This is a genomic window from Quadrisphaera sp. RL12-1S (assembly GCF_014270065.1).
Classification (GTDB): domain Bacteria; phylum Actinomycetota; class Actinomycetes; order Actinomycetales; family Quadrisphaeraceae; genus Quadrisphaera.
On record NZ_JACNME010000002.1, the window covers coordinates 348958 to 375328 of the forward strand.

The window sequence follows — 26371 nt, forward strand, 5'->3', positions numbered from 1 at the left end:
GCTGGACCACCCGCTCCCAGGAGGCACGACATGGCACCCACCACCGCCACCACCACCCCGGCTGACGAGACCCGCACCGACGAGGCCGCGGTCGAGCAGCACCCGGACTGGACGCCGCTGGCCAACCCCCGCCGCGTCCGCATCTGACACCCCCGCACACCCCCTGCGGCAGGTCCCACGACCGGCGGCAGGCGCCTCCACCGGCCCGGACGGGCCGGCGCTGACGAAGGGCCCCGAGCGCTGCTGCGCCCGGGGCCCTCGTCGTCGTCAGACCGCGCGGGGCGTCACGACAGCACCCGCAGGCGCACCGTCTCCGGCATCGCCTCCAGCTCGGCCAGCACCGCGGCCTCCACGGCGCTGCCGATGTCCGTCACCACGTAGCCCAGCTGGCCGCGGGTGGTGAGCGACTGCCCGACGATGTTCACGCCGTGGCGCGCCAGCACCGAGTTGACCGTGGCGAGCACGCCGGGGACGTTCTGGTGCAGGTGGCCCAGCCGGGTGCCGTGGCCCGCGTCGGTGATGACCTGCGGCAGGTTCACCGCCAGCGACGTGCTGCCGTGCGCGGCGTAGTCGCGCAGCTTGCCCGCCACGAACCTGCCGATGTCCTCCTGGGCCTCCTCGGTGGAGCCGCCGACGTGCGGCGTGAGGATCGTGTTGGGCAGGCCGCGCAGCCGGGAGTCGAACGGGTCGCCGTTGCGGCGCGGCTCGTTGGCGAACACGTCGACCGCCGCACCGGCCAGGTGCCCCGAGACCAGGTGGTCGCGCAGGGCGCCGTGGTCCACCACGAAGCCGCGGGAGAGGTTGAGGAAGATCGCGCCGGGCTTCATGGCCGCGAACTGCTCGGCGCCGAACAGGCCCCCGTTGCCGGCGCGCCCGTCCACGTGGAGGGTCACGACGTCGGCGACGGCGAGCACCTCCTCCATGCTCGACAGGCGCACGGCGTTGCCCATCGCCAGCTTCTCGGCGGTGTCGTAGAACACCACGCGCATGCCGAGGGCCTCGGCCACCACGGACAGCTGGCTGCCGATGTTGCCGTAGCCGACGATCCCCAGCGTCCGGCCGCGCACCTCGTGCGAGCCCGCTGCCGACTTCTGCCACACCCCGGCGTGCAGGGCGCTGTCGAACACCGTCAGCTGGCGGGTCAGCGCGATGACCTCCGCGATGACCAGCTCCACCACGGACCGGGTGTTGGAGAACGGGGCGTTGAACACCGCCACCCCGCGGGCGGCCGCCGCCTCGAGGTCGATCTGGTTGGTGCCGATGCAGAACGCCCCGATGGCCTCCAGGTCGGGGGCGGCGTCCAGCACGGCCTCGGTGACGTGGGTGGTGGAGCGGATGCCCAGCAGCTTCACGCCGGGCAGCGCCTGCACCAGCTCGGCCTCGGACAGCGCCCCGGGGCGCTGCTGCACCGAGACCCCGGCGCGCCCGAGGACGTCGACGGCGAGGGGGTGGATGTTCTCCAGCAGGAGCGCGCTGGCGGGGCTGCCGGGGCTGCCGGGGATGCTGCTCACGGGCGTCCATCCTGCCGCACCGGCGCCGGCGCCCCGTCGGGGAGAGCGTCGGGGAGAGCATGGCGGGTGCCCACCCGCCTGCTGCTGCTCGCCGACACCCACGTGCCGGTCCGCGCCCGCGCCCTGCCGCCGCAGGTCCTCGCGGCCCTCGACGAGGCCGACCTCGTGGTGCACGCGGGTGACTGGGTGGGCGAGGCCGTGCTCGACGAGCTGGCGGCCCGCTGCGCGTCCGCCGGCGCCCGCCTGCTCGGCGTGGCCGGCAACAACGACGGTCCCGCGCTGCACGCCCGGCTGCCCGAGGTGGCCCACCACGACGTCGAGGGGCTGCGCCTCACCGTGGTCCACGAGACCGGGCCGGCCAGCGGGCGCGAGCGCCGCTGCGCCGCCGCCCACGGCAGCGGCGACCGCCCCGCCGACGTCCTCGTCTTCGGGCACAGCCACGTCCCCTGGGACTCCACCACCACCCGTCCCGACGGCGGCGCGCTGCGGCTGCTCAACCCCGGCTCGCCCACGGACCGCCGCCGCCAGCCGGCCTGCACCTACCTGACCGCCGTCGTGGACGGCCGCCGCCCGGACCCGCTGCACGACGTGGTCCTGCACGCCCTCCCGCTGCGTGGGGCACCCGGCGCCGGGTAGGGACAGCCCGTGGGAGCACCGGCCCGGCGCGGCGAGCGGACCAGCGCCGGGGCGCAGCCGTCCCAGCAGCCGTCCCAGCAGCCGTCCCAGCAGCCCGGGCGCGCCGAGCGGCTCGCGCTCGCGGTGGACCGGCAGGGCGGGTGCTGCCTGTGGTGCGGGCGCTCCTTCGGCCCGCTGGTGCGGGCCACCACCGACCACCTGGTGCCGCGCGTCAAGGGCGGGCCGAGCTGGCCGGAGAACGAGGTGGCGGCGTGCTCGCGCTGCAACGGCCAGCGCGGCCACACCACGCCCGCCGACTGGTACGCCGAGTGCCGCGGGCGCGGCTGGGAGCCGGACGCCGGTGCGCTGCGGGCGGCCCTGGACTCCCTCGACGCCGCCGTCACCGCCCGCGGCGGCCAGCGCCGCGCCCGCCCCTACCTGGCCGCCCAGCGCCGCCGGCTGGCCCGAGCGGCCCCCGTCGACGCGCCCCGCGGGGGTGCGGGCTGGCAGACTCCCCGACCGTGAGCCCGGCACCCTCCCGCCCCGAGCACCGGCCGGAGCACGCCCGCACGCGCCACACCGCGGCCCGGGTTGAGGACCGCCTCAACAAGCTGCTCGCGGCGCACCTGCGGCGCCGCGGCTGGACGCCCCGGGTCCTGGGCTACGCCTCCTACGGCGGGCAGGGCTGGGTGCGCGTGCTGGGCCGCGTGCTGGCCACCCGTCCGCCCGAGCACGACGAGGACGACGCGGGCGCGCCCGTCCCGCAGGGCCCGTACGACCCGGTGGCCCTGCGCGACTGGGTGGGCCCGTACGACCGCGACCAGCTGAAGGAGCGCGCGCTGACGGCGCTGCGCGGGTGGCGGGCGTTCATCTCCGCGCCGGTGGAGGGCACGGCCGTGTGGGTCACGGTGGGCGAGCGGGTGCACCGGCTGGTCTCCGAGCGCGGCGGCTACCTCGACGCGCGCCTGCCCTCGGACCTGCCGCCCGGCGTGCACGACGTCACCTTCTCCACCGCGCCGCCCGGTGAGGACGACGCCGACGAGCGCACCGGGTCCCCGTCCACCGCCCGGATCACGGTGATCGGCGACGACCAGCGCGACGGCGTGGTCTCCGACATCGACGACACCGTCATGGTGACCTCGCTGCCGCGCCCGTTCATCGCGGCGTGGAACACCTTCGTGCTGCACGAGCAGGCGCGCAGCCCCGTGCCGGGCATGGCCGACCTGCTCACCGCGGCGGTCGAGGCCCACGAGGGCACCCCGGTGCTCTACCTGTCCACGGGGGCGTGGAACGCGGCGCCCACCATCACCCGCTTCATGCTGCGCCACGGCTACCCGGCCGGTCCGCTGCTGCTCACCGACTGGGGACCCACCAACACCGGGTGGTTCCGCAGCGGGCAGGAGCACAAGCGCGCGGCGCTGCGGCGCCTGGCCGAGGAGCTGCCGCACGTGCGGTGGCTGCTGGTCGGCGACGACGGCCAGCACGACCCGGAGATCTACGGCGAGTTCGCCCGGGAGCAGCCGACGCACGTGCGCGCCGTGGCCATCCGCCAGCTGACGGCCGCCGAGCAGGTGCTCTCGCACGTGCTGCCGGTGCCGGTGTCGGGGTCGGCGCGCTCGGGGCTGGTCGCCGCGGTGCCCGAGGTCCGCGCGCCCGACGGCGTGGGCCTGGCCCACCAGCTGCGCCAGGCCGGCGTGCCGCTGGCCCGCCAGGTGTGGCTGCCCCCAGGCGAGACGGCCCCGACCTCCTCGTCCTGACTCCGGTCGTGATCATGGGCGGTCGACCACCACAGTGGTCGGTGTGGGAACCGGATCGCTGAGCCTGCTCGACTACCGGCGGCGGGTGTCGCAGCTGTACGCCGACGTCCGGGAGGCGGCCGCGCGCCGCGGTCCCCGCGAGGCGCACGAGCTGTGGCGCACCGCGCGCGACGAGCTGTACGCCAGCCACGTCGACTCCCCGCTCCTGCTCGACGACCCCCGCCGGCGCACCGGCCTGCCGGTGGCCCCCTACGACCCGGACCTGCGCTTCACCGCACCCGTCGAGACCGCTGACCCGGACGAGCCCGGACACGAGCTGCGCGTCACCACGGGCACCGACGGCGAGGTCGTCTTCACGCGCCTCGGACGGGCCGCCACCCCGCTGGGGACCCTCGACCTGTGGTGGCTGTCCGGGTACGGCGGCGGCGTGTGGCTGCCCGTGCGGGACGGCTCCAGCGGCACCAGCAGCTACGGCGGCGGCAGGTACCTGCTCGACACGGTCAAGGGCGCTGACCTCGGCGCGGTGGACGCCGACGACGACGAGCAGCGCCAGCAGGGCCAGCAGCGCCTCGTGCTCGACCTCAACTTCCTCTACAACCCCTCGTGCGCGTACGACCCGGAGTGGGCCTGCCCGCTCGCCCCGCCGGGGAACCGCCTCGAGGCGCCCGTCGAGGCGGGCGAACTGGTGTGACCGGGTGGTGAGGTGCCCGCTGGGTGGCGTGGTGCCCGGGGACGCAGCCCCCACCCGGGCACCAGGGCACCCAGCGGGCACGGGGGCACCCACCCCGCTGCATTCAGGAGCCGCTGACCAGCCCCGCCACCGCGCGCAGGTCGGCCACGAGGGCCGCGTAGGCGGCGTCGCGGGCGTCCTCGGGGGTGCGCAGCACCGCCGAGGGGTGGGTGGTGACGAAGAAGGTCTTGGTGCCCCGGGTCGTCTCGCGCTCGATGGGGTGGCCGCGGTCCTTGCCGATGCGGACCGCGGGCCCCAGCAGCGCCTTCGCGGCCGTCGCCCCCAGCAGGACGACGACGCGCGGGTCCACCAGGCGCAGCTCCTCGGCCAGCCACGGCTTGCAGGCGGTGATGTGCGCGGCCTCGGGGGTCGCGTGGATGCGGCGGTTCCCGCGCGGGGTGAAGCGGAAGTGCTTCACCGCATAGTTCTAGATAGGTGGACACGGCGGCGTGGGCGCTCTACCGTCCCCGTCCATGAGCCCACGCAGCGCGTCTGCCCTGCCGACGACCCGTGCCGTGATCTACACGCGGGCATCGCTCGACGCCACGGGCGAGCGTGCGTCAGTGCTCAGGCAGGAGGAAGCGTGCCGCGGGCTCGCCCTCGCACGCGGCTGGACCGTGACGGAAGTGCTGACGGACAACTCGATTGGTGCACGTGGGGACCGCGAGCGTCCCGCGTGGCAAGCCGTGCTCGACCGCGTGGCAACGGGCGCCGCCGACGTCGTTGTGGCGTGGCACATGGACCGCTGTACGCGGAACATGGCCGACTTAGAGGAATTGATCTTACTCTGCAACGACACTGGCGTGGGCCTCGCTACCGCAACGGGCGACATCGACCTCACCACCGATACGGGTCGCATGGTTGCGCGCATTCTTGCGGCGGTCGCGGCGGCCGAGGTGGAGCGCAAGGCGGCCCGGCAGCGGCTGGCAAATCAGGACCGTGCCACGCAGGGGAAGCCAAACACGGGCGGCGCCCGCGCGTTCGGGTACGCGGCCAACCATGTTGACGTGGTGCCCGAGGAGGCCGACGCGATTCGGTGGGGTGCTGAGCAAGCGCTCGCCGGCGCGAGCATGCGGTCGATAGCCGAGGAGTGGACCGCCCGCGGGCTCGGGTCGAGCCGGTGGAAAGAGATGGGGGCGCGGCAGCAGTGGTCGGCGCGCGGAGTGCGCGGGGTGCTCACCTCGCCGCGCTACATCGGGGTGCGCGTCTACAACGGGGAGCGCATGGACGCGCCGGGCACGTGGCCGGCCATCCTTACGGCTGAGCAGCACGAGCAGTTGACGGCGCTGCTCAACGACGAGTCGCGAACCGCGGGGACCATCAAGTTGGGGCGCACCCCGTCTAACTTGCTCACGGCCATTGCGGAGTGTGGGTCGTGCGGCTGCACCGTGAACGCGTCAAAGTCCCGCGGCAGGGACGTGTACGTGTGCCGGTCGGAGTCGTGCACGTCGCGCGTGAAGGTGGAGCGCGCCCCGGCTGACGCGGCGGTGGCCGCTGCCGTCATCGCAAGGCTGACCATGCTCGCCGCCGGTACTGACCCGGCCGCCTCGGACGACGCGGACGCGGACGCGGCAGAGGCACGTAGGCGCGCGGCGGACGCACGGCAACGGAAGGCCGAGGCGGCGGCGCTGTTCGCGGAAGGGACCATCGACCGAGAGCAGTTGGGGACGATCAGCCGGCGCATGACCGCGGTTTTGGTGGAGTGCGAGGAGGTGACCCGGCGTGCACGGCGCTCTCCCGTCCTCGCGGACCTGCTAAGCGCACGCAACGTCGCGCACGCGTGGAGCGCTCTGCCGCTTGACCGGCAGCGCGCCGTGACGCAGGTGCTCTTCTCGGTGCAACTCCTGCGAGTGGGGGAGCGAGGGTGGGTTGCTGACTGGACTGCAGATGACGGGCTGAGCCTTGAGGCACTAGCCGCATAGCCTCTAGGCGGCGGCTGCAGGCACGGCGGTGGCCGTGAGAATCGTCTGCGCGGCGGGGCCCAGCGCGCGGCGCAGCGCTGCCTCTCGGGCCGGGCTGAGGGGCGGCGGCGCGGAGGCGAGGAGGCGCTGCAGCGCAGCAGCGATCAGGGAGTCCTCGGGCGCGGGTACGGACGTGGGTGTCATGCTCCGCACGTGGGGCGGTCGTGCGTCGGTTACCCGCGCCGTGTGGGCGATGCCGACGGCCGGCGGGCACGTCTGACGGACACTCTTGCTCCGCGAAATGCCGCGACGTCTCACATGCTGAGGCTGTGATGCACGTCATGGTCACAGCTCTGATCAGCACCGATGTCGGCGCCAAGACCGTCTGAGCGCGTGAGAACGGCTTCTAGTGGCTTCAGACGGCTGGCGCGGTGGAACGCCGCCCAACGTGTAGGTGACGGCGCAGCATGCGCCCATCGCCCACACCCGCGGAGGGACGCCGTGCCATCGACCACCACTGCGCGCTGCGACGTCTGCCGCGAGCCGTTCGACCGGCTCGACGGGCTGCCGCACCCGCGGCGCACGTGCTCTGAGCCGTGCCGGCGCGCGCGGGACGCTGCCTACATGGCCGCGTGGCGCAGGGGCGTGAGCCTCGGTCCCATCGCGCCGGCCGTGGGCGCCGCAGCAGCGCTGCAGCGCCTCGCGGACAGCCTCAGCGACGACGACGTGCGCGCCCTCGTGGAGCGCGCCGCATCCGTCGCTCTGCGCGCCTAGCGCGCCTCTCGTACCTCCCTCGCGCCCCGGTCGGCGTGAGGGCGCTGGTGCTCGCTCACGCCCGGTGCGGAGTAGGTCCCAGCACGCGGCGTGCCCTGACGCCGCGTTGCGGCTCCGGCGCCGCCGTCCTCTCCTACGCGAACGGCCTGGGACGGCGGTGCTGTCGAGCGTTTACCGACCCCCTCGTGTCGTCGCATGAGGGTGCGCTTCCGCGCCGCTGCCTGTTCCTGCTCGGGGGCGGCGGCGCGGTTGAGCCACCTGCCGCACGCGCGGCTGACGGTTCCGGGCTCGTCACCCGGTGGGCTGAGGGATTGGACCCCCCTGTCGTGGTTGGGGTGCGAGAGCCGGTGACCCGCATGGGTCGCCGGCTCTTGCTGTATCCGGCCCTGCCGCGCGAGGTGCGTCTGGCCCGTCATCGGCCTCTGTAGGTGGCTACCGAGTGCTATCTCTTGTTTCCTGCTATAAGAACACACACTCTTATACATGTAATAAGGGACGGGGAAGCGTAGCCACCTACAGAGGCCGATGACGCACAGGACCCCCCTTGAGCCTCACCTGAGACGGGAAAGCCCAGCCGCGCAGAAGGCGGGTAATCGCACCGGAACTGCCCCACGTACTAGGCATGACCGTCATCGCGCTCCCCGTTCGCCGTGCGGCGGCTCCTGCCGTTGCCCTCGCCCCGGCCGTAGACGTTGTGCCGGCCGTGCGCCCCCGCCGCGATTGCGACTGCGGGCAGGCATCCTGCCTCTCGTATCAGGACGCTATTGATATCGCACACACCATCATTAGCATGTATGTCGCTTCCGACGATGTGGCAGCCGAGCGCATCCGCGCCAGCGTCGGCATCGACGACAGCCCGCGTCCCGAGGGCGCCGCGCTGCGCTGGTATCAGTCCTGGTCCGGCGACCTGTCCGACGTGCTGACTGAGCGCATGCATCCCGCGGCTCGCGCCGTGCTCGCTGACGAGCAAGTGCGCCGCTGCGCTTAACCAAAGAACTTCCGACGCTGGCCTGTGGAGCCTGTCAGCGCCGGCGCGCCGTCCTCGGGTCGCTCCCGCCCGGCGCTGAATGGCCCGACCCCCGCTATGGGGGCCGGGCCATTCGTATATCTAGGCTCCGATACTGCGAAAGGCTCCCGATCATAATGTCTACGAATCGACGTGAGATCGTCCTGCAAGCCACGGTCGCCAGCGTGTTTGCGCTCGCTGCCGCTGAGGCTCCGACTACCTGGCCCTACGAGTACGTGCGCGTTGACCGGCAGGCGTTCTACACCAGCGTCATCAATCTTGTGTCGCCCCTGCTGTCCAAGCCGGCGTCGCTGCACGACGTCCTCACGGCGCTGCGCGTGCTTGAGCGTGAGGGCGTGGTCACCACGGTGTCCGCCCACGGCGGCAGCGGCACGCACCTGCGCGTCACCCTCGCGTCCCGCGACCCCGGCGCCTGGCACGACTTCACGCGCGAGGTGCTGCACCTCGGCACCCCTCGTGGCATCGACGGCGCCGAGGGTTACGCGCTGCACTCAGCACCTCACCTGCGCTCGCTAGCCGAGCAGTTCGGGGTAGTCGTCCCCGAGCAGCACGACGTGGCGACCATGCTGATGACCCGACGAGAGGCCACCACCGTGGCCGCGCGGGAGGCACAGGCGCAGGACCGAGCCTGCACGCGCTGCCGCGTCGTCCAGCCGGCGAGCGAGTTCCGCCCGCGCTGGGGCGGCGACCTCGGACCCCGGCGCAGCGACTGCAAGACCTGCGAGCGCACGCGACGCGAGGAGTACGCGCAGGCCGCAGAGCAGGTGACCGCGCGCACGGGCAAGCGCTGCTACCGCTGCGGACACACCCTCCCCCTCGACATGTTCGCCCCGCGCACCGAGTCCGCGGACGGGCTGTCCTCCCGGTGCACCGAGTGCGACGCCCCGTCCGAGCCCGACACCGCCGGCCCATCGATGGGCACCCCGGCGTACGCCGCGCTCAGTACCCCCCGGTGACGTGGTGGCAGGGCCGCTGCACGGGTTCCTGAGCCACCGGCACTGCTCACCCCTGCCCCGCACCTGCCCCCGCTGCCGACCCCGGCAGCGGAGTTCCTGGCCCCACCCGCGACCCACGTGACGCCCGCGTGCGCTGCCTTGCCGAGAAGCGCAGCGCACGCGCTGGCCGCGACCACGAGAGGAACACCGACAAGTGAATGAGTGGGTCAACGGCTGTGCGCCGACGACCGCTGGCGAACTGCTCGTGCTCGACGACGCGTGGCGCGACGAACTGGTGAACCACCGAGATCAGTGCCGATGCACCGCGGCTCGACCGAGGAACCGGCGTAATTCAGACGGGCGCTGCAACTACTCAGCCGCGGTCGTGGTGCCGGTGGACGGCGCCCACGACTACCGCGCCGTATCTGCATGGCAATCGCTCTGCTATTCGCACCATTACGGAATGTTGCACCCTGAAATGTAGAACGATCTAGCAGCCGCTGACGCGGACGCCTCAGTCGTTTTTATCGACCTCGCCCCTGATAACGCAGCGTGACGAGTCGCTGGACCCCAGGGGGTGACCCCCTCACCGGTGGATCACCAGGGGTCGGAGAGGGGCTGCGGCTCCCACTCTGGATGCCCAGCATGCCGCTGTTTTGCCTAGTCTGATTACTCAGGGTTATAGCGAATGAGAGTAGGATATGACCGATACTGAGCCGGCCTCGCCGCCGACTTCCGAGCGGGACCCGCTGACCCCGCCGCTACCGTTGGAAGGCGCCGCGTTTGCGCTGTGGCAGGGGTTTATCGGGGACGCGGCCGATAATGACCTAGAGCCCGATTCCCGAGAACTCGCGCTGCTTTATCGAGCCTGTTCGGCGCTCACGCACGTGGAGCGCTTGCAGCGCGAGGTAGCGGCGCTGCCCTCGCTGGTGACCACGGGATCGGCCGGCCAGGTGGTGAGTCACCCCCTGCTCGCCACGCTCGCGGCCGCGGAAGCCACCGCCCTCGCCTCGCTGCGCGCCCTGGCCGTGAGCCCCGACGCGAGCGCTGCAGCCTCCGCGAAGGCCAGTAAGCGCTGGCACGGCCCCGCCGTGGTCAACCTGCGGTGAGGCCCCGCCGTCGTCCCCCGGCCCCGGCCCTGCCGCCGGCCACTGTCGCTGACGGGCTGCCGGCCCTGCACAGCGCCGAGTTCATCGCCGCCGTGGACGCCGCGGTCACGGCGCAGAGCAACCCCCGCGTGCTGCCCCGGCCCTGGGAGGTGCTGCGCGATGCGTACACCGGCCGCACCGCTGAGCAGCACGCCGATGCGTTCGCGGCCGGTGAGCCGCCGTCAGAGGCGCTGCTCGCCCTCACGTTCTACGCGTCGGCCCGTGAGCGTTTGCACCGCGCTGAAGACCCCGCCGGCACGGCCGGCGCTTCCCCTGAGCGCGTGGCGTGGCGCTGGACCGCGTTCCGCCCCCCGTACGACGCCGAGAGGACCACATGAGCACCCCACCCACGCCGCAGGACATTGAGGGCGCCTACACCGAGGCTGCTTCCGCGGCCCGCGCGCTGACCGAGGCGCAGGCCGCGGTGGCGAATCTCGTGACCCTGCTGCCCGAACGACAGCGCAGCGCGGAGGCTGCAGAACTCCGTCTGACCGCGGCCCGAGCCCGCGTTCGCGACCTAGAGGCCCGTGCGGTGGCCGCGTGAGCCACGACGTCGCCCGTGCCCTGTTATCCGAGATCGACGCGCTGCGCGAGGCCATAGAGCACCTCCGCGGACGCGTCGTCGCCCTGATTGGAAAGGAGGTCCCATGACCACCCCCGAGCCCTGGACGCCGCCGGCGTTCCTCAGCACCCCGCCGATTGAACAGCCGATGCAGCCCGTCGCCATCACGGACGGCCTGAGCCCGATGCAGCGAGCGATGGCCGAGGCGCATAACGCGCGCTTGACCAGCGCCTGACCAGCTACCTCCCGCCAGGAGAAAGAGTTACTATGCCCATGCAGTTCACCGCCGAGTCCGTGCCCGCCCTAAGCGCGTCCCCGATTCCCGAGATCGCGCGGAGCGCCGAGGCGTATGAGCGCGCCCTGCGCGACTACCGCGCCGCGGGCGCTGACCGTGCGCGCTTCGCACAGACACTGCAGAACGCCGACCATGACGACGCGGTGGCGCTTGAGAGGGCGCTTACGGCTGGGCGCCCGGCCCCTGCGCCCATCGACCGGGACATGCTGGAAGTGCAGCGTGCTGAGGCCGCAGCACGCGAAGCCGCCACTTACCGGATTGCGCAGCGCGCATTTCACGCCGCCATCGCTGTGGCTCTTGATCACGCTGAGGCGTGGTCCGAGGCGCTTGACAGCGAGCACGAAGCCGCGCGCAGCGACCTTGCTGACGCGCTGAACAGCGTGCGCGCGGCCACACAGCGCCTCGACGAGATCGACGGCGCATCGGCCGCCGCGCACCACTTGCTCACCTCGCCCCACGATCTTCGGGGCAAGTTCCTCCGCGGCGGGGTGCGCTTTGGTTCCCACCTGACGTATCAGGACCGGGTGACCACGGCTGACGAACTGCTCGACGGCCTGTCGCGCTACCAGCAGCGCAGTCCCGGCCAGAAGATCGCAGACCAGCGCACCGAGCAAGGGCGCCCGCGGGCGTTGGCCTCCCCGGTGAGCCGTGCCTTTGAGGGTGGGGACCGCTGGCCTGACGCGAGGGTCGGTGGCTCGCTAGGCGGGCTGGTCCGCGGGTGGTGATTACGCGAGGCGACGACACGAGACGCTGGCCCCCTGGACGGTCCAGCCGCTGGCGCTCTGCCAACGACCGTCCCATCTGTGCCACACTCCGCACCCACTGACCGAGCATGTGAGGCGGGGCGGGAGCATGGATACATGGCCCTAGTCCGTGAGTACTCATCCACGGCGGTTGTCGTCAAGTGCCCAGTGCCGCCAGGCATGCTCACAGCGGCCTGGGCTGCTCGCCACAACATCATTGATGCGTCACAGCTGCCCGATGTTGAGTATCAAGAGGTAAGCGCTGATGCGATCACCTGGCGAAGCGAGTGGCTGATTTTCACCGCGACCTCAGATTCGCTGCAATTGTTGACAGACAATGAAGCTCAGGTGGGGCCGCTGCGAGACGTTGCCATTGCCGTCCTGCGCAGCCTGCCCGACACTCCGGTCATCGCGCTGGGAATCAACTACGCCATACATTTCGCAGTCGGCGGTCGCGAGAATGCTCACAAATTGGCGGACACCATTGCCCCAAAGGATATCTGGGGTGATGCATTACCGCTCGGCGGCCTTCTGGGTCTCACTTTACAGTCCAACAGACCAGGCTTGGATGCAGGCCGAGTAACTACTCGGATAGAGCCGTCAACCCTTATACCGCCTAATGGCTTTTTCGTCACCGTAAACGATCATTATGACCTATGGAGACTCGAAGAGCCGATTCTAAGCCGAGATGACGTCCCCTCGGCGCCCGCGCCCCCTACAACCATCGAGGCACAGTGGGAATTGGGGCAGGGGGCGCGGGTCGTTGCCATAGAGGTGTTGGAGCGAGTTTGGAACGACTCCAACCGGCGAGCAACGGAGATATTTGAGAAGGCATATTCCTTCACCGGGCAACGTCCATGACAAACCTTCTGGCCGTCAAGGGCGATTCAACGCCGACAGTTGACAACTGGCGATCCGCCAACACGCAAGAAGGCGCCCCGGCACCCACTTCTACGGAGCCCCGACTAGTTGATGGTGCTCGCCTTGACCCCGTTCCCCTACGGACGGAGCAACCACCGACGAACGGGCGCGACGAGCAGCAGTCACCCAGGACTAAATCGTCGCCTCGACAGGTCGATACCAAGAGGGTGCGCGTCCGCAACCTTCGCCGCTGGGACGGCACGGTTGTCTCGGTGGACCGCACAAGCTTCACTGTGACTCTGAACCCCGTGGACCATGACGCGCCGATGCTTGATGTGGAATTTGCACTCGACATCCTCTCCGACGCGGAGCGCGCGAGCATCGCTGTTGGCTCAGCTGTGTACGTGACGTCGAGAAGCGTCCTCAATAATTCGGACCTACCGGAGCGCACGGTGGCGGTTCGATTGCGCCGCCTCTTTGCAAAGTCAACCGACGAGATTGAGCGTATCGACAAGAAGGCGCGCGCATTGAGAGAAAGACTTGACTCGCTGGCCGAGTGATCCGCCCGCGTCTACGGACGTTGAGGTATCACTTTTCGGCCCAGGGCGGGGCGAATGCTGCCTGGTGCACCTGGGTAGCGGCAGGTGGATGGTCGTTGATTCATGCATTGATCAGCGGACCGGTCGCGTCCCCGCACTTGATTACCTAGACGCCATCGGCGTGGATGCTGCAACGTCCGTCGATCTTGTCATTGGTACTCATGCACACCAAGATCACATAGCTGGCCTGGCGTCAGTCTATGAACGATGCGCCTCAGCTCGCTTCGTGATACCACAAGCGCTTAGGAATGATGATTACTTTGCGCTCTTGCAGGAAGAATCGGGCCCAATCGCCAGCCGTGGAACCTACAACGAGTACAGTCGCATTTTTGACATGGTGCGCCACCGTCCTCTTACTATTCCCCCATATATCAAGTTCGCCATAGCCGATCGATACCTACTGGAGAGGTCGGCGGGCGCACCGGCCGACGTACGTGTGCTGGCGCCCAGCGATGAGGCGGTCACGCGTGCAATCAAGGCCATTGCTGCCGTAAGGGTCGCGAACGACGCGGGACGCCCTCCACCAAGATCGAATGCGAACGAGACATCTATTGCGCTCTGGATTGATGCTGGCTCGACGCGCTTGCTCCTCGGAGGCGATGTCGAGCGCGGTCCCGCCAACTGCGGATGGGCTGCTGTAGTCGATGGCTTCACGCCGATAAGCCGGGCGGCCTACTTCAAGGTGCCGCACCATGGCTCCCCGAATGCCCACTTGGATGCGGTCTGGAACACCCTTTTGGAGCCGAACGTCATATCGACTTTAGCTCCGTTTCGCCTAGGTAAAAACGCCCGACCTAATGCCACCGATAGACAGCGAATCAAAGAGGCATCGGGCGAAGCATATGCCACTGCTGCTACCAAGCGGCCAGCCTTGAGCAAGCAGGCGAAGGAAGAAGTTCTGCACTTCGGCAATCTCGCTCGCTCGGTCCACGACCCATACGGCGCGTGCGGGCAAGTACGTGCCCGCCACACGGCCGAGACCAACCGCTGGACGGTCCAAACTTACGGCCAGGCATACAAGATGTGAGATCATGAAAAGCACGCGGTGTGTCGGTGCCGTCCACCTCATCGACAGGCCACACCTTCGCGCCGGCGCGGCGTACAGGCTGGAGAGCGACGCCCGAAGGGCCACGCCAGTGGGTTGTGGGAATCGTCCCCGTCACCACGCGGGCGCTGCCACCGTAGGCTCATGCGACCAGCCTCACATTGGGATGCGTGAGATATGCCCGGCAATCGGCCCTCAGCGTTCGGGCAGGATGAAGCACTCAACTTCCTCGTCCGTATGATCGAAGACGAGCCCGATGAAGCGGTGATGCTCGTCATGGTGGTCAATGGCGCCATCCTCTCGGGGCGCCTGATCCCCCGGGAGGCATGGGCCTCGCGCATCATTAACCCCGACGATCCGCAGTCTGAGCCGTGGGTGCGCCGGTTGCTCAAGATGCCGACAGCGCCCAGCGCTCTTGACGCCGACGATGGCTTTGACGGCGAGGCGGAAGTCAGTGGGCGTTTCGCTCACCTGGCCCAAGTCGAGTTCGTTCTAGGCAACTTCCGGTCGCAGATCGGGTCGATGCGTATCCGCACTGATTCAGTGAGTGCCTGGACGACCGGCGAACTCCCACGCTCCCTCCGGTGAGCAGCACAGCGCTCCCGGCCTCCTCCCATCAGGGGAGGGCGCCGGGGGTGCCGTCGTCGTTTCGGGGAATTACTAGGGGGCGCTGAGCGTGTCGAGGTAAGCGTTCGCGCGCCGCAGGTCGTCTGCGGACGTCTCGCCGGCTTGCCAGTAATGGCGGAGTTTCACAGGACGTGTCAGTAGATATCCGGTAGACAGGTTGCGTAGTGCTTGCACGAACGTGATGTGCGCGACCACCTGCGCCGGTAGCACCGTGGCACCGTCCTCGCCCAGAACGTGTACGTCGGCATGGACGACCTGCCGCGGCGTGGTGTCGTCCCCGACCTTGAGCCGGGCGACTCGCAACGGTCGAAAGATCAGCAGGGCGTCTGCGTACTGGCTGACGTTAAAGACGCCAGCGGGTACAGCGGTCATGCCACAGCCCTGGCGGCTCGGCGCAGCGCTGCGCATGTCGCTGCCGTCTCCCCGAATGCCCACCGCGCCTCGGCTGCGGCGCTGAGCGCCATGAAGATCGCTTCTGCGGCAGCGTCCTCGACGAGGCGGCAGTCGTGGGCCGGTGAAGGCTCGACGGGGCGGTAGGCAACGTTGCCAATTGTCATGGCACGTACCTGCTAAATCAGATGGGAGTCCCCCCTCGTCACCGCCTGGACCGGGGTGGCGGGCGCCTCGCTGTTGCGAGGTGCCACGGACGGTAGGCATGGCGTCGCAGGCGTGCAACCAAAACTTGGGGCTGTTCTCGGTTACTGCGGCAGCAGTTCACGCACGGCGCGCAGATCGTCCACTAATCCGGTGTACGCCGCCTCGCGTGCATCCTCGGGAGTCCGTAGCACCGCCGACGGGTGCGTCGTCACAAAGAACGTTCGCACCCCCCGCGACGTCTCACGCTCAATCGCGTGCCCCCGGGTCTGCGCCCACGCGCACCGACGGCCCTAGCAGCGCCTTTGCCGCAGTGGCGCCCAGAAGGACGATGACCTGCGGGTCAACTAGCCGCAGTTCCTCGGTCAGCCACGGGCGGCAAGCCGTGACGTGTGCGCCGGTCGGGGTGGCATGGATGCGTCGGTTGCCGCGTGCACTGAAATGAAAGTGCTTGACGGCGTTGGTCACGTAGACCTGGTCGCGGGCGAGCCCGGCCTCCTCCAGGGCCCGCTGCAGCAGCTGCCCGGCGGGACCGACGAAGGGGATGCCGCGCCGGTCCTCCTGGTCACCGGGCTGCTCGCCGACCAGCGCCACGGACGCGTGCGGGTTGCCCGCGGAGAACACCACCTGCGTAGCGGGCTCCCACAGCTCGCAGCCCTGACACGAGGGCGCCGCCGCGCGCAGCGCGTCCACACCGTCGGCGTGCTCCGGCACCCACTGCTGCGCCCCCGGCCGCTCCGGCCCAGCCGCCGGCCGCTCCCCGTCCGTCGTCGTCGCCGCCATCAGACAGCGACCCTCCCGTGCAGCGCACCGCGCGGCGCGAGGGCGGGCGTCCCGGCGCCCTCGCCCGCGCGCATCCCGGACACGAGGCCGTCCAGGGCCGCCCGCGCCGTCGTCGTCGGCCTCCAGCCGAGAGCTGTGAGGCGGGAGCAGTCGAGCAGCGGCGCGCCCGCGGCGAGGTCCACCCACCCGGGGTCGGTGGGCTGCAGGCGGGCGCGCCAGGAGGCGTCGGCCGCCGAGCGCAGCAGGGAGACGGGGGCGGCCACGCGGCGGCGGGCGCCGAGGGCGGCGGCGATGTCGTCCGGGTCGAGCGCGTCGTCCGCGGCGACGTTGTAGGCGCCGCTCGCGCGCTGCGGGCCCGCGGCGAGCAGGTGCCACACGGCGTCGGCGAGGTCGTCGGCGTGCACCACCGGCACGACGAACGCGTCCGGCAGCGGCAGCACCGGCAGCACGCGGACGCGTCGTCGACCGGCGCCTCCCAGCAGGCCCGCGGGCAGCAGCGGGCCGCCGAAGTAGCGGGCGATCTCCGCCCCGGCCTCCCGCTGGAGCACCAGGCCGGGGCGCACCCGGGCGACCACCGGCGAGGAGCCGCCCGCCTCGAAGGCGTCGAGGAGGTCCTCCGCGGCCACCTTGTCGCGGCTGTACGCGGAGGTCGGCACCCCCGTGCGGGGCCAGCGCTCGTCCACCCGGTGCTTGTGCGCCGGGTCGGGCGCGGGCGCGTAGACGCCGACCGAGGAGGCGTGCACGAGGTGCGGCACGTGCGCCTCGCGGGCGGCGTCGAGCACCGCTCGCGTGCCCTCGACGTTGACCGCGCGCATCGCGGCGCGGTCAGCCGACGACCTGCTCGGCTGGATCCGCCAGGCGAGGTGGACGACGGCGTCAGCGCCCTCCATCGCCTCGCGCAGCGCGCCGGCCGCCCACGAGGCCGCCAGGTCGATGCCGTGCCAGCGGACCGGCGCGGCGAGGGAGCGCTCCGCCTCGGGGTGCTGCGCGGGGGTGCGGCGCGCGACGCCGGAGACGCTCACCCCCTCGCGCGCGAGCCGCCGCAGCAGCGCGGTGCCGACGTTGCCCGTGGCGCCCGTGACCAGCACGCGCCGGGGGGAAGAGCCCATGCGGTCGAGCCGACCACGTCGACGGGCGGACCGCGACCCGGCGCCCTAGGTTCGGACACATGACCGAGAACGCGTCCTCCCACTCGCACTCCCAGACCGAGGCCGACCAGGCCGGCACCGGCTCCCAGACCGACCCGACCGCGGTCAAGGACCCCGAGACCTGGGTGACCGGCGACGAGCCCGCCACCGGTGCGCAGCTCAGCTACCTGCGCACCCTGGCCACCGAGGCCGGCGAGCAGGTCCCCGACGACCTCACCAAGGCGCACGCCTCGGAGATGATCGACGAGCTCAAGTCCCGCAGCGCCCGGGTCTCCGAGGGCTGACGCGCGTGGCAGGCTCGCCGTCGTGACCTCGACGACGACGGCGCGCGCCCTGCGCGACACCGGCCTGCAGTGGCGCCCCGCGAAGGGCGACAGGTTCGTCATCCCCGACGTGGAGATGGACGACGTCGTCTTCGTGGTCTCGGACATGACCATCGAGGCGCACGACCTGCCCTCGGGGCAGGTGCTGGGCTTCAACGGCACCACCGAGTGGGCCCTGGACAGCGTGGACGCCGCCGAGGTGCTGTGGCTGCCCCGCGAGGGGCAGCTGCGCGAGCACCTGGTGGCGGCGGGCGAGGCGATGGTGGCCCTGACGCCGTCCGGCCCGCTGTGGGCCGTCACCACCCGGCGGGGGTCCGGCGCCGAGGCCACCACCCTCGCCGAGGACGCCGAGGAGGCCTACGCCCTCGCCCTCCTGGCGCTGCGCGCCACCACCGCCCGCCAGCTGCTGCCCGTGGCGGCCGGCGGGCTCGCCGCGGTGCTCGCGCCCCTGCCCGCCGCCAGCTGGACGACGACGGCGCCGGGCGGCGCGCTGACCGTGGCCGACGTCGTCGCCGGGGCGGTCGGAGGGCTCGGCGCCGACCCCGCCACCGGCTGGCGCGAGGCGCTCGTGACGCTGCTCGAGGCGTGGACGCGCTCGCTGGAGGCCGGTGACGGCGAGGGCACCGCCGGCGCCGGCGACGCCGCCGCCGATGCCGCGCAGGTCGCCGAGGCCGGCGCGGACGGCGTGCTCGTGGACCTCGTCGGCGCCACCTGGGACGTGGCCGTGGCCACCGGGCTGCGGACCCCGGCGGCCGCGCTCGACCCCGCCGTCGTCGACCGGGCCCTCGCGCACGTCCGCTCCTGGCCCACCTCCGGCCCGCGCGAGGCCCCCGTCGAGGCGGCGGGGGAGCACGACGCGCTCGCGGAGCTGCTGGAGCTCACCGGCCGCCAGCCGGCCCCCACCCGCTGACCGTCCACCCGCTACCCGCTCAGCCGGCCTCGGCGGCCTCCACGGTGAACCACCCGGGGCTGGAGACGTAGGCCTGCACGGCCATCCCGGCCGCGCCCCGGCCCCAGGCGGAGGAGTCGTCCGAGCGGACCACGAGGTCCACCGGGGAGGCCTCGGGGTCCCGGGCGGCGTGGACGCCCTCGGCCAGCGCCCCGCGGCCGACGGTCGCCACGGCGGCGGCGTCCCCGGTGAGCATGATCCGCTCGACCATGGTGAAGCCGGCGACGGCGGCCACGAGGGTCCCGAGGTGGCGGGCGGCGTCGTCGACCACGACCTGCGCCAGCGGGTCACCCGCTGACGCCTCCGCCAGCAGCTGCGCGGCCGTGGTCGGGTGGCCCAGCGCCAGCCCGCCCGCCGCCTCCAGGGCCCGCAGGGTGAGCAGGGAGGCGGCGCAGCCGCGGTGCCCGACCGGGCAGCGGGGGCCGGAGCTGTCCAGCGGCAGGTGGGTCAGCAGGTGCAGCCCCGAGTCGGGCGTCTCCACCACCGCGTCGTGCATGACGAGGCCGTACCCGATGCCGGTGCCGACGGCGAGCACCGCGAAGGAGCTGGTGCTGCGCCCTTCGCCGAACCAGTGCTCGGTCTGGGTGAAGGCGTGCATGCCGTTGCCGACGACGACGCGCCGGCCGAGGCGCTCCTCCAGCGCCGAGGTGACGTCCACGGGACCCGACCACCCCAGCGGCAGGGCGCGGCGCACCACGCCGGAGGCGTCGACGTAGCCGTCGAGCGTGACGCCCACCTCGTCGACGGTGCTGACGCCACCCGTCCGGGCCGCCAGGGAGGTCACCAGCCGCGAGACGGCGTCGACCACGGTGGCGGGGGAGCGGTCGGCCAGCGGCACGTCCTGGCGGGCCACCACCTGGGCTCGCAGGTCGGTGAGGACGCCCCAGGCGGCGCCGGGGGCGACGTCCACCCCGACGAACCGGTGCCGGTCCGCGGGCACGTCGAGCGGGCGGGTGGGGCGGCGCGTCTCGGGGTCCGCGGCGGGCGGGGCCTCGATGAGCAGGCCGCTGGCGATGAGCGGCTTGGACAGGCGGGTCAGGCTGCCGGCCGAGAGCCCGAGCCGGCGGGCGAGCTGGCTGCGGGGGAGCGGGCCGTGGCGGAGCACCTCGACGGCGACGTCGTGGGCGGCTCCGGGTGCCCCGGCCGCGCTGGCCGCGACGTCGGACGCGTCCGGCGCGTCCGGGACGGGCGCGGTCAGGGGTTCCCGCGAGCTGCCGGGGGGTGCCGGGGGCGCCGGACGGGCGGCCCTGCTGTGACTGTCCACGGACCTCCTCGTCCCTTCGCGGCGGGGACAAGGTGCCAGCGCGGACCGCGCCGGGTCAACCGCGCCCGAGGCACCGGTGGACACGGTCTGGACACGGGGAGGTCACGGGAAGGTCACGAACAGGCGGTTCCGCACCGAAACCCACAGACCCGAACACGCCGCGCCACGGCTCGTTCGGATCTGCGGTTGACGCGCCGGAGCATCTGGGGCAAAACTCTGCGCCTAGTGGCGGGCGTGAGCCCGCCGACGGGGCCCGCAGGTCGGTGCGGTGCCCTCCCCGGTGGACGAAGGAGCCCACGCAATGCGCATCAGGTCACGTCAGGGTCGCGCCGTCGGCGCGCTGCTCACCGCCGGTCTGGTCACGGTCCTCACGGCCGGCTGCCTCAGCAGCGGCGGGAGCGGTGGCGGCACGGCCAGCGGCGGAGCCACCGCCGCGGCGGGCGGCACCGTGGAGATCATGTACGGCTTCACGGACTCGAGCTCGGACCAGTTCCAGGCGGAGATCAACAAGTTCGCCAGCGCGAATGGCATCAAGGTGAAGTTCTCGCCCACGCCGGACTTCAACACCCTGATCTCCACCCGCGTCTCCGGCAACAACGCGCCGGACATCGCGATCTTCCCGCAGCCCGGCATCATGAAGTCGTTCCAGAAGCAGCTCGCGCCGCTGACGGACATCGTCGACAAGTCCAACCTCGACGCCATGGTCCCCGGCATCGTCGAGGCCGGGCAGGTGGACGGCACGCAGTACGCGCTGCCGATGAGCCTGAACGTCAAGTCGATCGTCTTCTACCCCAAGGGCCCGTTCGACCAGGCCGGCTACAAGGCGCCCGACACCCTGGACGGGCTGAAGCAGCTGACCAGCCAGATCAAGAGCTCGGGCACCGCTCCGTGGTGCTTCGGCATCGAGTCGGGCTCGGCCACCGGCTGGCCGGCCACCGACTGGATCGAGAACCTGCTCCTCATCCAGTCCGGGGCCGACACCTACAACCAGTGGGTCCAGCACAAGATCCCCTTCAACGACCCCGCTGTCGTGAAGGCCGCGGACACCATGAACGAGCTGCTGCTGACCGACGGCAACGTCTACGGCGGACGGTCCTCGATCGCGAGCACCAACTTCGCCACGGCGGCCAACCCGATGTTCGAGAACCCGCCCAAGTGCTTCATGTACCGCCAGGGCAACTTCGTGGCCCGCAGCGGCGGCTTCCCCGACACCGTGCTCCAGAACCTGGACAGCACCGTGGGCGTCTTCCCGATGCCGGGCCTGACCGCCTCGGACAAGCCCGTCGAGGGCGGCGGTGACCTCGCGTCGGTCTTCAAGAAGTCCGACGGCGCCACCAAGCTCATGAACTACATGGCGTCCGCCGACTTCGGCAAGGACTGGGCCAAGGCCAACGGGTTCATCTCGCCCCGCAAGGACTTCGACCAGTCCAACTACCCGAACGAGCTGACCAAGCAGATCGCGGACATCGCCTACAAGTCCACCTCGTTCGTGTTCGACGGATCCGACCAGATGCCCGGCGCCGTGGGCTCCGGCACCTTCTGGACCCAGATGACCGCCTGGATCGCCGGCCAGGAGGACGAGAAGACCGCGCTCGCCAACATCGAGGCCAGCTGGCCCGCGAGCTGACGCTCCGACACCGCCCGCCGACGCCGGGCTCCTGCACCAGGAGCCCGGCGTCGTCGGGTCTGAGGGGCCGGTGGCGCGCCACGCCCTGGCCCACCACACTCAGCCACCAGTCATCTGGCCGAGCGGACGTGGAGGTCCCGTGAGCCCGATCACCGTCACCATCTTGAACGCCCTCATCGCCGTCGTCGGCGGAGTCGCCGGCGCCGTCGTCCTGTTCTGGATCCTCAACAAGGTCACCGAGCTGCTGCCCAGCAAGCCGCAGGAGCTCATCAAGCCCTACGTCTTCATCCTCCCGGCCTTCGCGGCCCTGGGCCTGTACCTCGTCTACCCGTTCTTCCAGACGCTGGTGTACAGCTTCGCGAACAGCGACAGCACCGCGTTCATCGGCTTCAAGAACTACCAGGTGCTGCTGTCCTCGCCCAGCTTCCAGACCACGCTGTTCAACACGTTCCTCTGGATCCTCATCGTCCCGACGTTTGCGATCGTCTTCGGCCTGCTCATCGCCACGCTGGCGGACCGGCTCCGGCCCACCGGCGAGAAGCTCTCCAAGACGCTGATCTTCCTGCCGCTGGCCATCAGCGCCGTCGGCTCGGTCGCGATCTTCCGGCTGATCTACAACGCGGGCGCCGCGACCGGCGGCCAGACGGGCCTGCTCAACGCGATCGTCGTCGCCTTCGGCGGGGACCCCATCGCGTGGCTGCAGCAGTCCGGCTTCAAGCTCAACAGCCTGCTGCTCATGGTCATCCTCATCTGGACCCAGGCCGGCTTCGCGATGGTGCTGCTGTCCGCCGCCATCAAGGGCGTCCCCACGGACACCCTCGAGGCCGCCCGGATCGACGGTGCCGGCGAGGGGAAGATCTTCTTCTCCATCGTCATCCCGCAGATCCGCGGCACGCTCATCACGGTGTTCATCACCGTGCTCATCGGGGTGCTCAAGACCTTCGACGTGGTGTACGTGGCCACCAACGGCGGCTTCGGCACCAACATCATCGCCCTGAACTTCTTCCAGGAGCTGTACGTCAACCGCAACGCGGGGGCCGCGGCGGCCATCGTCGTCCTGCTGATGCTGGTGATCGTGCCGTTCCTCGTCTACCAGATCCGCCAGTTCCGGGCCGAGGAGGCAGCGCGATGAGCCAGTCCACCACCGTCCCCCCGGTGTCCAACCCCGGCCAGACCAAGGACCCGGGCCTGACCGCCATCCGGTCGCGCAAGCGCAAGGAGAGCGGCGGCCACGGCGAGGACTCCGGGGCCCCGGCGCCGCTGTGGGTGAAGATCGCCATCACGCTGCTGTGCCTGCTGTGGGTGCTGCCGGTGTTCGGCCTCGCGGTGACCTCGCTGCGCGAGCGCACCGACGCCGCCGCCAGCGGCTGGTGGACCGTGTTCACCGGTCCCTCGCAGCTCAGCCGCCTCACGGTGCAGAACTACGTCGAGGTGTTCGACAAGGCGCCGATGGCGCAGGCCTTCGTCAACTCCCTGGCCATCTCCATCCCGGCCACGATCATCCCGATCCTCATCGCGGCGTTCGCGGCCTACGCGTTCACCTTCATGGAGTTCCCGTTCCGCAACCTCCTGCTGGTGCTCATCGTGGCGCTGCTCGTGGTGCCCAACCAGGTGGCGTTCGCGCCGCTGCTCAACATCTACGGGCAGCTGGGCCTCAACGGCCAGTTCATCGCCGTGTGGGGTGCGCACATCGGCTTCGGCATGGCGCTGGCGATCTACCTGATCCGCAACTACATGGCCACCCTGCCCAAGGAGGTCATCGAGTCCGCCAAGATCGACGGCGCCTCGCACTTCCAGACCTTCTGGAAGCTCATCATCCCGATGTCCACCCCGGCGCTGGCGTCGTTCGCGATCTTCCAGTTCCTCTGGGTGTGGAACGACCTGCTGGTGGCCCTGATCTTCATCGGCCCCGGTGACAACCAGCCGCTGACCATCGCGCTGGTCTCCCTCCTCGGCCAGCAGGGCCAGGGCGACCAGCTGCTCACCGCCGGCGCGTTCTTCACGATGATCCTGCCGATCCTCGTGTTCCTCTCGCTCCAGCGGTACTTCGTGCGCGGCCTCACGGCGGGCTCCGTCAAGGGCTGAGCCGCCCCACCCCGCAGCGGCGCCGCACCGGTCTCCGGTGCGGCGCCGCCGTCGTGACACCGTGCTGCCGACCGTCCCGTCCGCAGCCCCACCCGGAAGGACCCCGTGCCCGCTCACCCCAGCGCCGTCCTGCTGACCCGCCCCGACGCCGGACCCGAGGCCGCCGCCCTGGCGCTCGCCGTCCCTGCTGACGGCTCGCTGCCCCGCACCGTCTGGTGGGGCCCGGCCTCGCAGGTGGCCGGCGCCTCCGCCGACGACGTCGTGGCCGTGCGCCGGGGCCTGCTCGGCGTGCAGGGCCTGGCGGTGCTGCCCGAGCACTCCACCGGCCGCTACACCCGGCCCGCGCTGCGCGGTCACCGCCCGGCGCCGGCGTCCACGGACACCAGTGTGGAGGACCCGGCCTGGTCGACCGCCTTCCGCCTGGTCGACCTGCACCTCGACGCCGACGACGCCGCCTCCGGCGCGGCGGTCAGCACGGCGCGCGTCGTCGTCGTCGCCGAGGACGCCGCGGCGGGCCTGGGCCTGCGCACCGAGCTGGAGGCGCTGGCGGGCGGGCTGCTGCGCGCTCGGCACACCCTCACCAACGCGGGGGCCTCGCCGTACGCCCTGGAGGGCCTGGAGGTGTTGGTCCCGCTGCCCGACGAGGCCGCCGAGGTGCTGGACCACACCGGCGGCTGGCTGCACGAGCGGGTGCCGCAGCGCGCGCCCGTGCGCGACGGGCTGTGGCTGCGGGAGAACCGCACGGGCAAGACCGGGCACGACGCCGCGGGCGACGTCGTCGTCGGCGTCCCCGGCTTCTCCTTCGGCGAGGGCGAGGTGCGCAGCGCCGCCGTCGGCTGGAGCGGCAACACCGTGCAGCGCCTGGAGCGCTCGCCGTCCACCCAGACCACGCTCGGCGGGGGTGAGCTGCTGCTGCCCGGGGAGACCGCGCTGGCCCCGGGGGAGTCGTACACGACGCCGTGGCTGTACCTGGGCGCGTCCACCCGCGGGCTGGACGGGCTCGCGGCGGCGAACCACGCCTTCCTGCGCGCCGCCGGCGAGGCCACGGGGGCGGCGCCGCGGCGCCCGGTGCCGGTGACGCTCAACGTGTGGGAGGCGGTCTGGTTCGACCACGACCTGCCCCACCTGCTGCGCCTGGCCGAGCTGGCCGCCTCGGTGGGGGTGGAGCGGTTCGTGCTGGACGACGGCTGGTTCGGCGCCCGCCGCGACGACACCGCGGGCCTGGGCGACTGGACCGTCTCGCCCGACGCCTGGCCCGACGCCGAGGGCGGCCTGGGCGCCCTGGCCGACGCCGTGCACGGCCACGGCATGCAGTTCGGGCTGTGGTTCGAGCCGGAGATGGTCAACCCCGACTCCGACCTCTTCCGCGCCCACCCCGACTGGGTGCTGTCCGCCCGCGGCACCACGCCCACCCTCGAGCGGAACCAGCTGGTGCTGGACCTCTCGCGCGACGAGGTGCGCGAGCACGTGCGAGACGCGGTCTCGGCGGTGCTCAGCGCCGTGCCCGTCGACTACGTGAAGTGGGACCACAACCGCGACCTGCTCGAGGCCGGCGGTGCGATCGCCGGTGGTCGTCCCGTGGTCAGCGCCCACACCGCGGGGTTCTACCGCCTGCTCGACGAGCTGCGCGCGCTGCACCCGCAGGTGGAGTGGGAGAGCTGCGCCTCCGGCGGCGGTCGCGTGGACCTGGAGGTGCTGCAGCACGTCCAGCGGGTGTGGACCTCCGACATGACCGACGCGGTGGCCCGGCAGGACATCCAGCGGTGGATGGTCCAGCAGGCCCCGCCGGAGCACCTGGGCGCGCACGTCTCGGCGCCGGTCTCGCACCAGACGCACCGCAGCATCCCGCTGGACTTCCGCGCCGCCACGGCGCTGTTCGGGGCGTTCGGCATCGAGTGGGACGTCTCGACGGCGTCCGAGGAGGACCGCGCGCGGCTGGCGCACTGGGTGGCGGTCTACAAGGAGCACCGCGGGCTGCTGCACTCCGGGCGCACCTGGCGCGCCGACTCCCCGGACCCGGCGGTGCGCAGCCACGGCGTGGTGGCGCTCGACGGGTCGCAGGCGCTGGTGGCGCAGGTGCAGATGGGCGAGTCGTGGGTGGAGCACCCGGTGCCGGTCCGGCTGCCGGTGGCGTGGAACCCCGGTGACCCCGGCCTGGAGCCGGAGCTGCGCTACCGCGCCCGCTGGGTGGGCCCGGTGCCCGAGGCCGACCGCGGCGCCCGCGCCAACCTGGCGCTCGGCTGGCGCTCCGGCGACGTCGACGCGGCCGGCCCGCTGGGTGCCGCGGCGCTGCCCGGGTCCGTGCTCGGGTCGGTCGGGCTGGTGCTGCCGCGCCGGTTCCCGTGGAGCATCACCCTGGTGCACCTGCAGGCCGTCTGACCCGCTGCTGAGCCGCTGCTGAGCCGCTCCGTCGACGGGGCCGACCGCCCATGATCACGCACGACCGTCCGTGATCATGGGCGGTCGGC

Annotated in this window: 28 protein-coding genes and 1 pseudogene; 23 read left to right on the forward strand and 6 right to left on the reverse strand. The window is 71.6% G+C overall.

From position 1 onward, the window contains the following. Positions 1–284 precede the first annotated feature (284 nt). Complete coding sequence (serA, locus tag H7K62_RS05110) at positions 285–1511, reverse strand: phosphoglycerate dehydrogenase (RefSeq protein ID WP_370591612.1); 1227 nt, start codon at positions 1509–1511, stop codon at positions 285–287. Positions 1512–1577: 66 nt separating this feature from the next. Here serA and H7K62_RS05115 point away from each other — a divergent pair, with 66 nt between their 5' ends. The 4 genes from H7K62_RS05115 (at position 1578) to H7K62_RS05130 (ending at position 4574) form a co-directional block, all read left to right on the forward strand. Next, positions 1578–2147, forward strand: a complete 570-nt coding sequence (locus tag H7K62_RS05115; RefSeq protein ID WP_186716844.1) for a metallophosphoesterase family protein — start codon at positions 1578–1580, stop codon at positions 2145–2147. A gap of 123 nt (positions 2148–2270) precedes the next feature. Beyond that, the gene (locus tag H7K62_RS05120) at positions 2271–2651 is read left to right on the forward strand and encodes an HNH endonuclease (protein ID WP_370591635.1); all 381 of its coding nucleotides are present in this window, start codon (positions 2271–2273) and stop codon (positions 2649–2651) included. Next, on the forward strand, positions 2648–3883 hold the full coding sequence (locus H7K62_RS23570) for an App1 family protein (protein WP_186716846.1): 1236 nt from the start codon (positions 2648–2650) through the stop codon (positions 3881–3883). Before H7K62_RS05120 ends, H7K62_RS23570 begins: the two co-directional genes overlap by 4 nt. Before the next feature lie 43 nt (positions 3884–3926). Then, positions 3927–4574: a DUF1684 domain-containing protein gene (locus tag H7K62_RS05130; protein WP_370591613.1), complete on the forward strand. Its 648-nt coding sequence runs from the start codon at positions 3927–3929 to the stop codon at positions 4572–4574. 103 nt (positions 4575–4677) lie between these two features. Here the strand turns inward: H7K62_RS05130 and H7K62_RS05135 are convergent, their stop codons facing one another. After that, positions 4678–5031 (reverse strand): uracil-DNA glycosylase family protein, encoded by a 354-nt coding sequence (locus tag H7K62_RS05135; RefSeq protein WP_186716847.1) that lies wholly within the window; start codon positions 5029–5031, stop codon positions 4678–4680. A gap of 55 nt (positions 5032–5086) precedes the next feature. Here H7K62_RS05135 and H7K62_RS05140 point away from each other — a divergent pair, with 55 nt between their 5' ends. From H7K62_RS05140 to H7K62_RS05195, 13 genes are all read left to right on the forward strand, one after another. Next, entirely contained in the window at positions 5087–6535 is a 1449-nt protein-coding gene (locus H7K62_RS05140) for a recombinase family protein (RefSeq protein WP_186716848.1), read from the forward strand. 624 nt (positions 6536–7159) lie between these two features. Further along, positions 7160–7288, forward strand: coding sequence for a hypothetical protein (locus H7K62_RS22045; RefSeq protein ID WP_255479551.1), 129 nt, complete (start codon positions 7160–7162; stop codon positions 7286–7288). A 790-nt stretch (positions 7289–8078) separates the two neighbouring features. After that, entirely contained in the window at positions 8079–8276 is a 198-nt protein-coding gene (locus H7K62_RS05145) for a hypothetical protein (protein WP_186716849.1), read from the forward strand. Positions 8277–8479: 203 nt separating this feature from the next. Further along, the gene (locus H7K62_RS05150; RefSeq protein WP_186716850.1) at positions 8480–9271 is read left to right on the forward strand and encodes a hypothetical protein; all 792 of its coding nucleotides are present in this window, start codon (positions 8480–8482) and stop codon (positions 9269–9271) included. 680 nt (positions 9272–9951) lie between these two features. After that, positions 9952–10359, forward strand: coding sequence for a hypothetical protein (locus tag H7K62_RS05155; RefSeq protein WP_186716851.1), 408 nt, complete (start codon positions 9952–9954; stop codon positions 10357–10359). Beyond that, a complete protein-coding gene (locus tag H7K62_RS05160) occupies positions 10356–10736 on the forward strand; it encodes a hypothetical protein (protein ID WP_186716852.1) in 381 nt (126 codons plus the stop codon). Before H7K62_RS05155 ends, H7K62_RS05160 begins: the two co-directional genes overlap by 4 nt. After that, the gene (locus tag H7K62_RS05165; RefSeq protein ID WP_186716853.1) at positions 10733–10942 is read left to right on the forward strand and encodes a hypothetical protein; all 210 of its coding nucleotides are present in this window, start codon (positions 10733–10735) and stop codon (positions 10940–10942) included. Before H7K62_RS05160 ends, H7K62_RS05165 begins: the two co-directional genes overlap by 4 nt. A 103-nt stretch (positions 10943–11045) precedes the next feature. Beyond that, positions 11046–11195, forward strand: a complete 150-nt coding sequence (locus H7K62_RS05170; protein ID WP_186716854.1) for a hypothetical protein — start codon at positions 11046–11048, stop codon at positions 11193–11195. A 32-nt stretch (positions 11196–11227) separates the two neighbouring features. Next, on the forward strand, positions 11228–11980 hold the full coding sequence (locus H7K62_RS05175) for a hypothetical protein (protein WP_186716855.1): 753 nt from the start codon (positions 11228–11230) through the stop codon (positions 11978–11980). Between the two features lie 198 nt (positions 11981–12178). After that, positions 12179–12859, forward strand: coding sequence for a hypothetical protein (locus tag H7K62_RS05180; protein ID WP_186716856.1), 681 nt, complete (start codon positions 12179–12181; stop codon positions 12857–12859). Positions 12860–13167: 308 nt separating this feature from the next. Continuing rightward, complete coding sequence (locus H7K62_RS05185; protein ID WP_186716857.1) at positions 13168–13419, forward strand: hypothetical protein; 252 nt, start codon at positions 13168–13170, stop codon at positions 13417–13419. Beyond that, the gene (locus H7K62_RS05190; RefSeq protein WP_255479552.1) at positions 13400–14485 is read left to right on the forward strand and encodes an MBL fold metallo-hydrolase; all 1086 of its coding nucleotides are present in this window, start codon (positions 13400–13402) and stop codon (positions 14483–14485) included. The genes H7K62_RS05185 and H7K62_RS05190 overlap by 20 nt, the downstream gene beginning before the upstream one ends. A 255-nt stretch (positions 14486–14740) precedes the next feature. Next, complete coding sequence (locus H7K62_RS05195; protein ID WP_186716859.1) at positions 14741–15091, forward strand: hypothetical protein; 351 nt, start codon at positions 14741–14743, stop codon at positions 15089–15091. A gap of 72 nt (positions 15092–15163) precedes the next feature. On the opposite strand, the gene H7K62_RS05200 is transcribed toward H7K62_RS05195, so the two are convergent. From H7K62_RS05200 to H7K62_RS05210, 3 genes and pseudogenes are all read right to left on the reverse strand, one after another. Then, positions 15164–15502 (reverse strand): hypothetical protein, encoded by a 339-nt coding sequence (locus H7K62_RS05200; protein ID WP_186716860.1) that lies wholly within the window; start codon positions 15500–15502, stop codon positions 15164–15166. A 326-nt stretch (positions 15503–15828) separates the two neighbouring features. Beyond that, a pseudogene (locus tag H7K62_RS05205) lies at positions 15829–16507 on the reverse strand (UdgX family uracil-DNA binding protein). Then, the gene (locus tag H7K62_RS05210) at positions 16507–17616 is read right to left on the reverse strand and encodes an NAD-dependent epimerase/dehydratase family protein (protein WP_186716862.1); all 1110 of its coding nucleotides are present in this window, start codon (positions 17614–17616) and stop codon (positions 16507–16509) included. The pseudogene H7K62_RS05205 and the gene H7K62_RS05210 overlap by 1 nt, the downstream one beginning before the upstream one ends. 59 nt (positions 17617–17675) lie before the next feature. On the opposite strand from H7K62_RS05210, the gene H7K62_RS05215 reads away from it, so the two are divergent. Together H7K62_RS05215 and H7K62_RS05220 are read left to right on the forward strand one after the other, a co-directional pair. Then, positions 17676–17939, forward strand: coding sequence for a DUF3072 domain-containing protein (locus H7K62_RS05215; protein ID WP_186716863.1), 264 nt, complete (start codon positions 17676–17678; stop codon positions 17937–17939). A 22-nt stretch (positions 17940–17961) separates the two neighbouring features. Continuing rightward, positions 17962–18888, forward strand: coding sequence for a hypothetical protein (locus tag H7K62_RS05220; RefSeq protein WP_186716864.1), 927 nt, complete (start codon positions 17962–17964; stop codon positions 18886–18888). A gap of 19 nt (positions 18889–18907) precedes the next feature. On the opposite strand, the gene H7K62_RS05225 is transcribed toward H7K62_RS05220, so the two are convergent. Continuing rightward, on the reverse strand, positions 18908–20191 hold the full coding sequence (locus H7K62_RS05225; protein WP_370591614.1) for an ROK family protein: 1284 nt from the start codon (positions 20189–20191) through the stop codon (positions 18908–18910). Positions 20192–20492: 301 nt separating this feature from the next. Here H7K62_RS05225 and H7K62_RS05230 point away from each other — a divergent pair, with 301 nt between their 5' ends. The 4 genes from H7K62_RS05230 to H7K62_RS05245 all read left to right on the forward strand — a co-directional run bounded on the left by H7K62_RS05230 (position 20493) and on the right by H7K62_RS05245 (position 26282). Beyond that, on the forward strand, positions 20493–21818 hold the full coding sequence (locus tag H7K62_RS05230; RefSeq protein WP_186716865.1) for an ABC transporter substrate-binding protein: 1326 nt from the start codon (positions 20493–20495) through the stop codon (positions 21816–21818). Between the two features lie 139 nt (positions 21819–21957). After that, entirely contained in the window at positions 21958–22950 is a 993-nt protein-coding gene (locus tag H7K62_RS05235; protein WP_222437103.1) for a carbohydrate ABC transporter permease, read from the forward strand. After that, positions 22947–23903 carry a carbohydrate ABC transporter permease gene (locus tag H7K62_RS05240; protein WP_186716866.1) on the forward strand — a complete coding sequence of 319 codons (957 nt, stop codon included), beginning with the start codon at positions 22947–22949 and terminating at the stop codon, positions 23901–23903. Before H7K62_RS05235 ends, H7K62_RS05240 begins: the two co-directional genes overlap by 4 nt. A gap of 105 nt (positions 23904–24008) precedes the next feature. Then, positions 24009–26282, forward strand: coding sequence for an alpha-galactosidase (locus H7K62_RS05245; protein WP_222437104.1), 2274 nt, complete (start codon positions 24009–24011; stop codon positions 26280–26282). The last annotated feature ends 89 nt before the right edge of the window (positions 26283–26371 follow it).

Bases quoted from the DNA above. Each gene is read 5' to 3' on its own strand.
- H7K62_RS05230 (WP_186716865.1), top strand. From the start codon at position 20,493: ATGCGCATCAGGTCACGTCAGGGTCGCGCCGTCGGCGCGCTGCTCACC.
- H7K62_RS05140 (WP_186716848.1), top strand. From the start codon at position 5,087: ATGAGCCCACGCAGCGCGTCTGCCCTGCCGACGACCCGTGCCGTGATC.
- H7K62_RS05155 (WP_186716851.1), top strand. From the start codon at position 9,952: ATGACCGATACTGAGCCGGCCTCGCCGCCGACTTCCGAGCGGGACCCG.
- H7K62_RS05175 (WP_186716855.1), top strand. From the start codon at position 11,228: ATGCCCATGCAGTTCACCGCCGAGTCCGTGCCCGCCCTAAGCGCGTCC.
- H7K62_RS05170 (WP_186716854.1), top strand. From the start codon at position 11,046: ATGACCACCCCCGAGCCCTGGACGCCGCCGGCGTTCCTCAGCACCCCG.
- H7K62_RS05180 (WP_186716856.1), top strand. From the start codon at position 12,179: ATGCTCACAGCGGCCTGGGCTGCTCGCCACAACATCATTGATGCGTCA.
- H7K62_RS05210 (WP_186716862.1), bottom strand. From the start codon at position 17,616: ATGGGCTCTTCCCCCCGGCGCGTGCTGGTCACGGGCGCCACGGGCAAC.
- H7K62_RS05165 (WP_186716853.1), top strand. From the start codon at position 10,733: ATGAGCACCCCACCCACGCCGCAGGACATTGAGGGCGCCTACACCGAG.
- H7K62_RS05195 (WP_186716859.1), top strand. From the start codon at position 14,741: ATGATCGAAGACGAGCCCGATGAAGCGGTGATGCTCGTCATGGTGGTC.
- H7K62_RS05215 (WP_186716863.1), top strand. From the start codon at position 17,676: ATGACCGAGAACGCGTCCTCCCACTCGCACTCCCAGACCGAGGCCGAC.
- H7K62_RS05200 (WP_186716860.1), bottom strand. From the start codon at position 15,502: ATGACCGCTGTACCCGCTGGCGTCTTTAACGTCAGCCAGTACGCAGAC.
- H7K62_RS05240 (WP_186716866.1), top strand. From the start codon at position 22,947: ATGAGCCAGTCCACCACCGTCCCCCCGGTGTCCAACCCCGGCCAGACC.
- H7K62_RS05145 (WP_186716849.1), top strand. From the start codon at position 8,079: ATGTATGTCGCTTCCGACGATGTGGCAGCCGAGCGCATCCGCGCCAGC.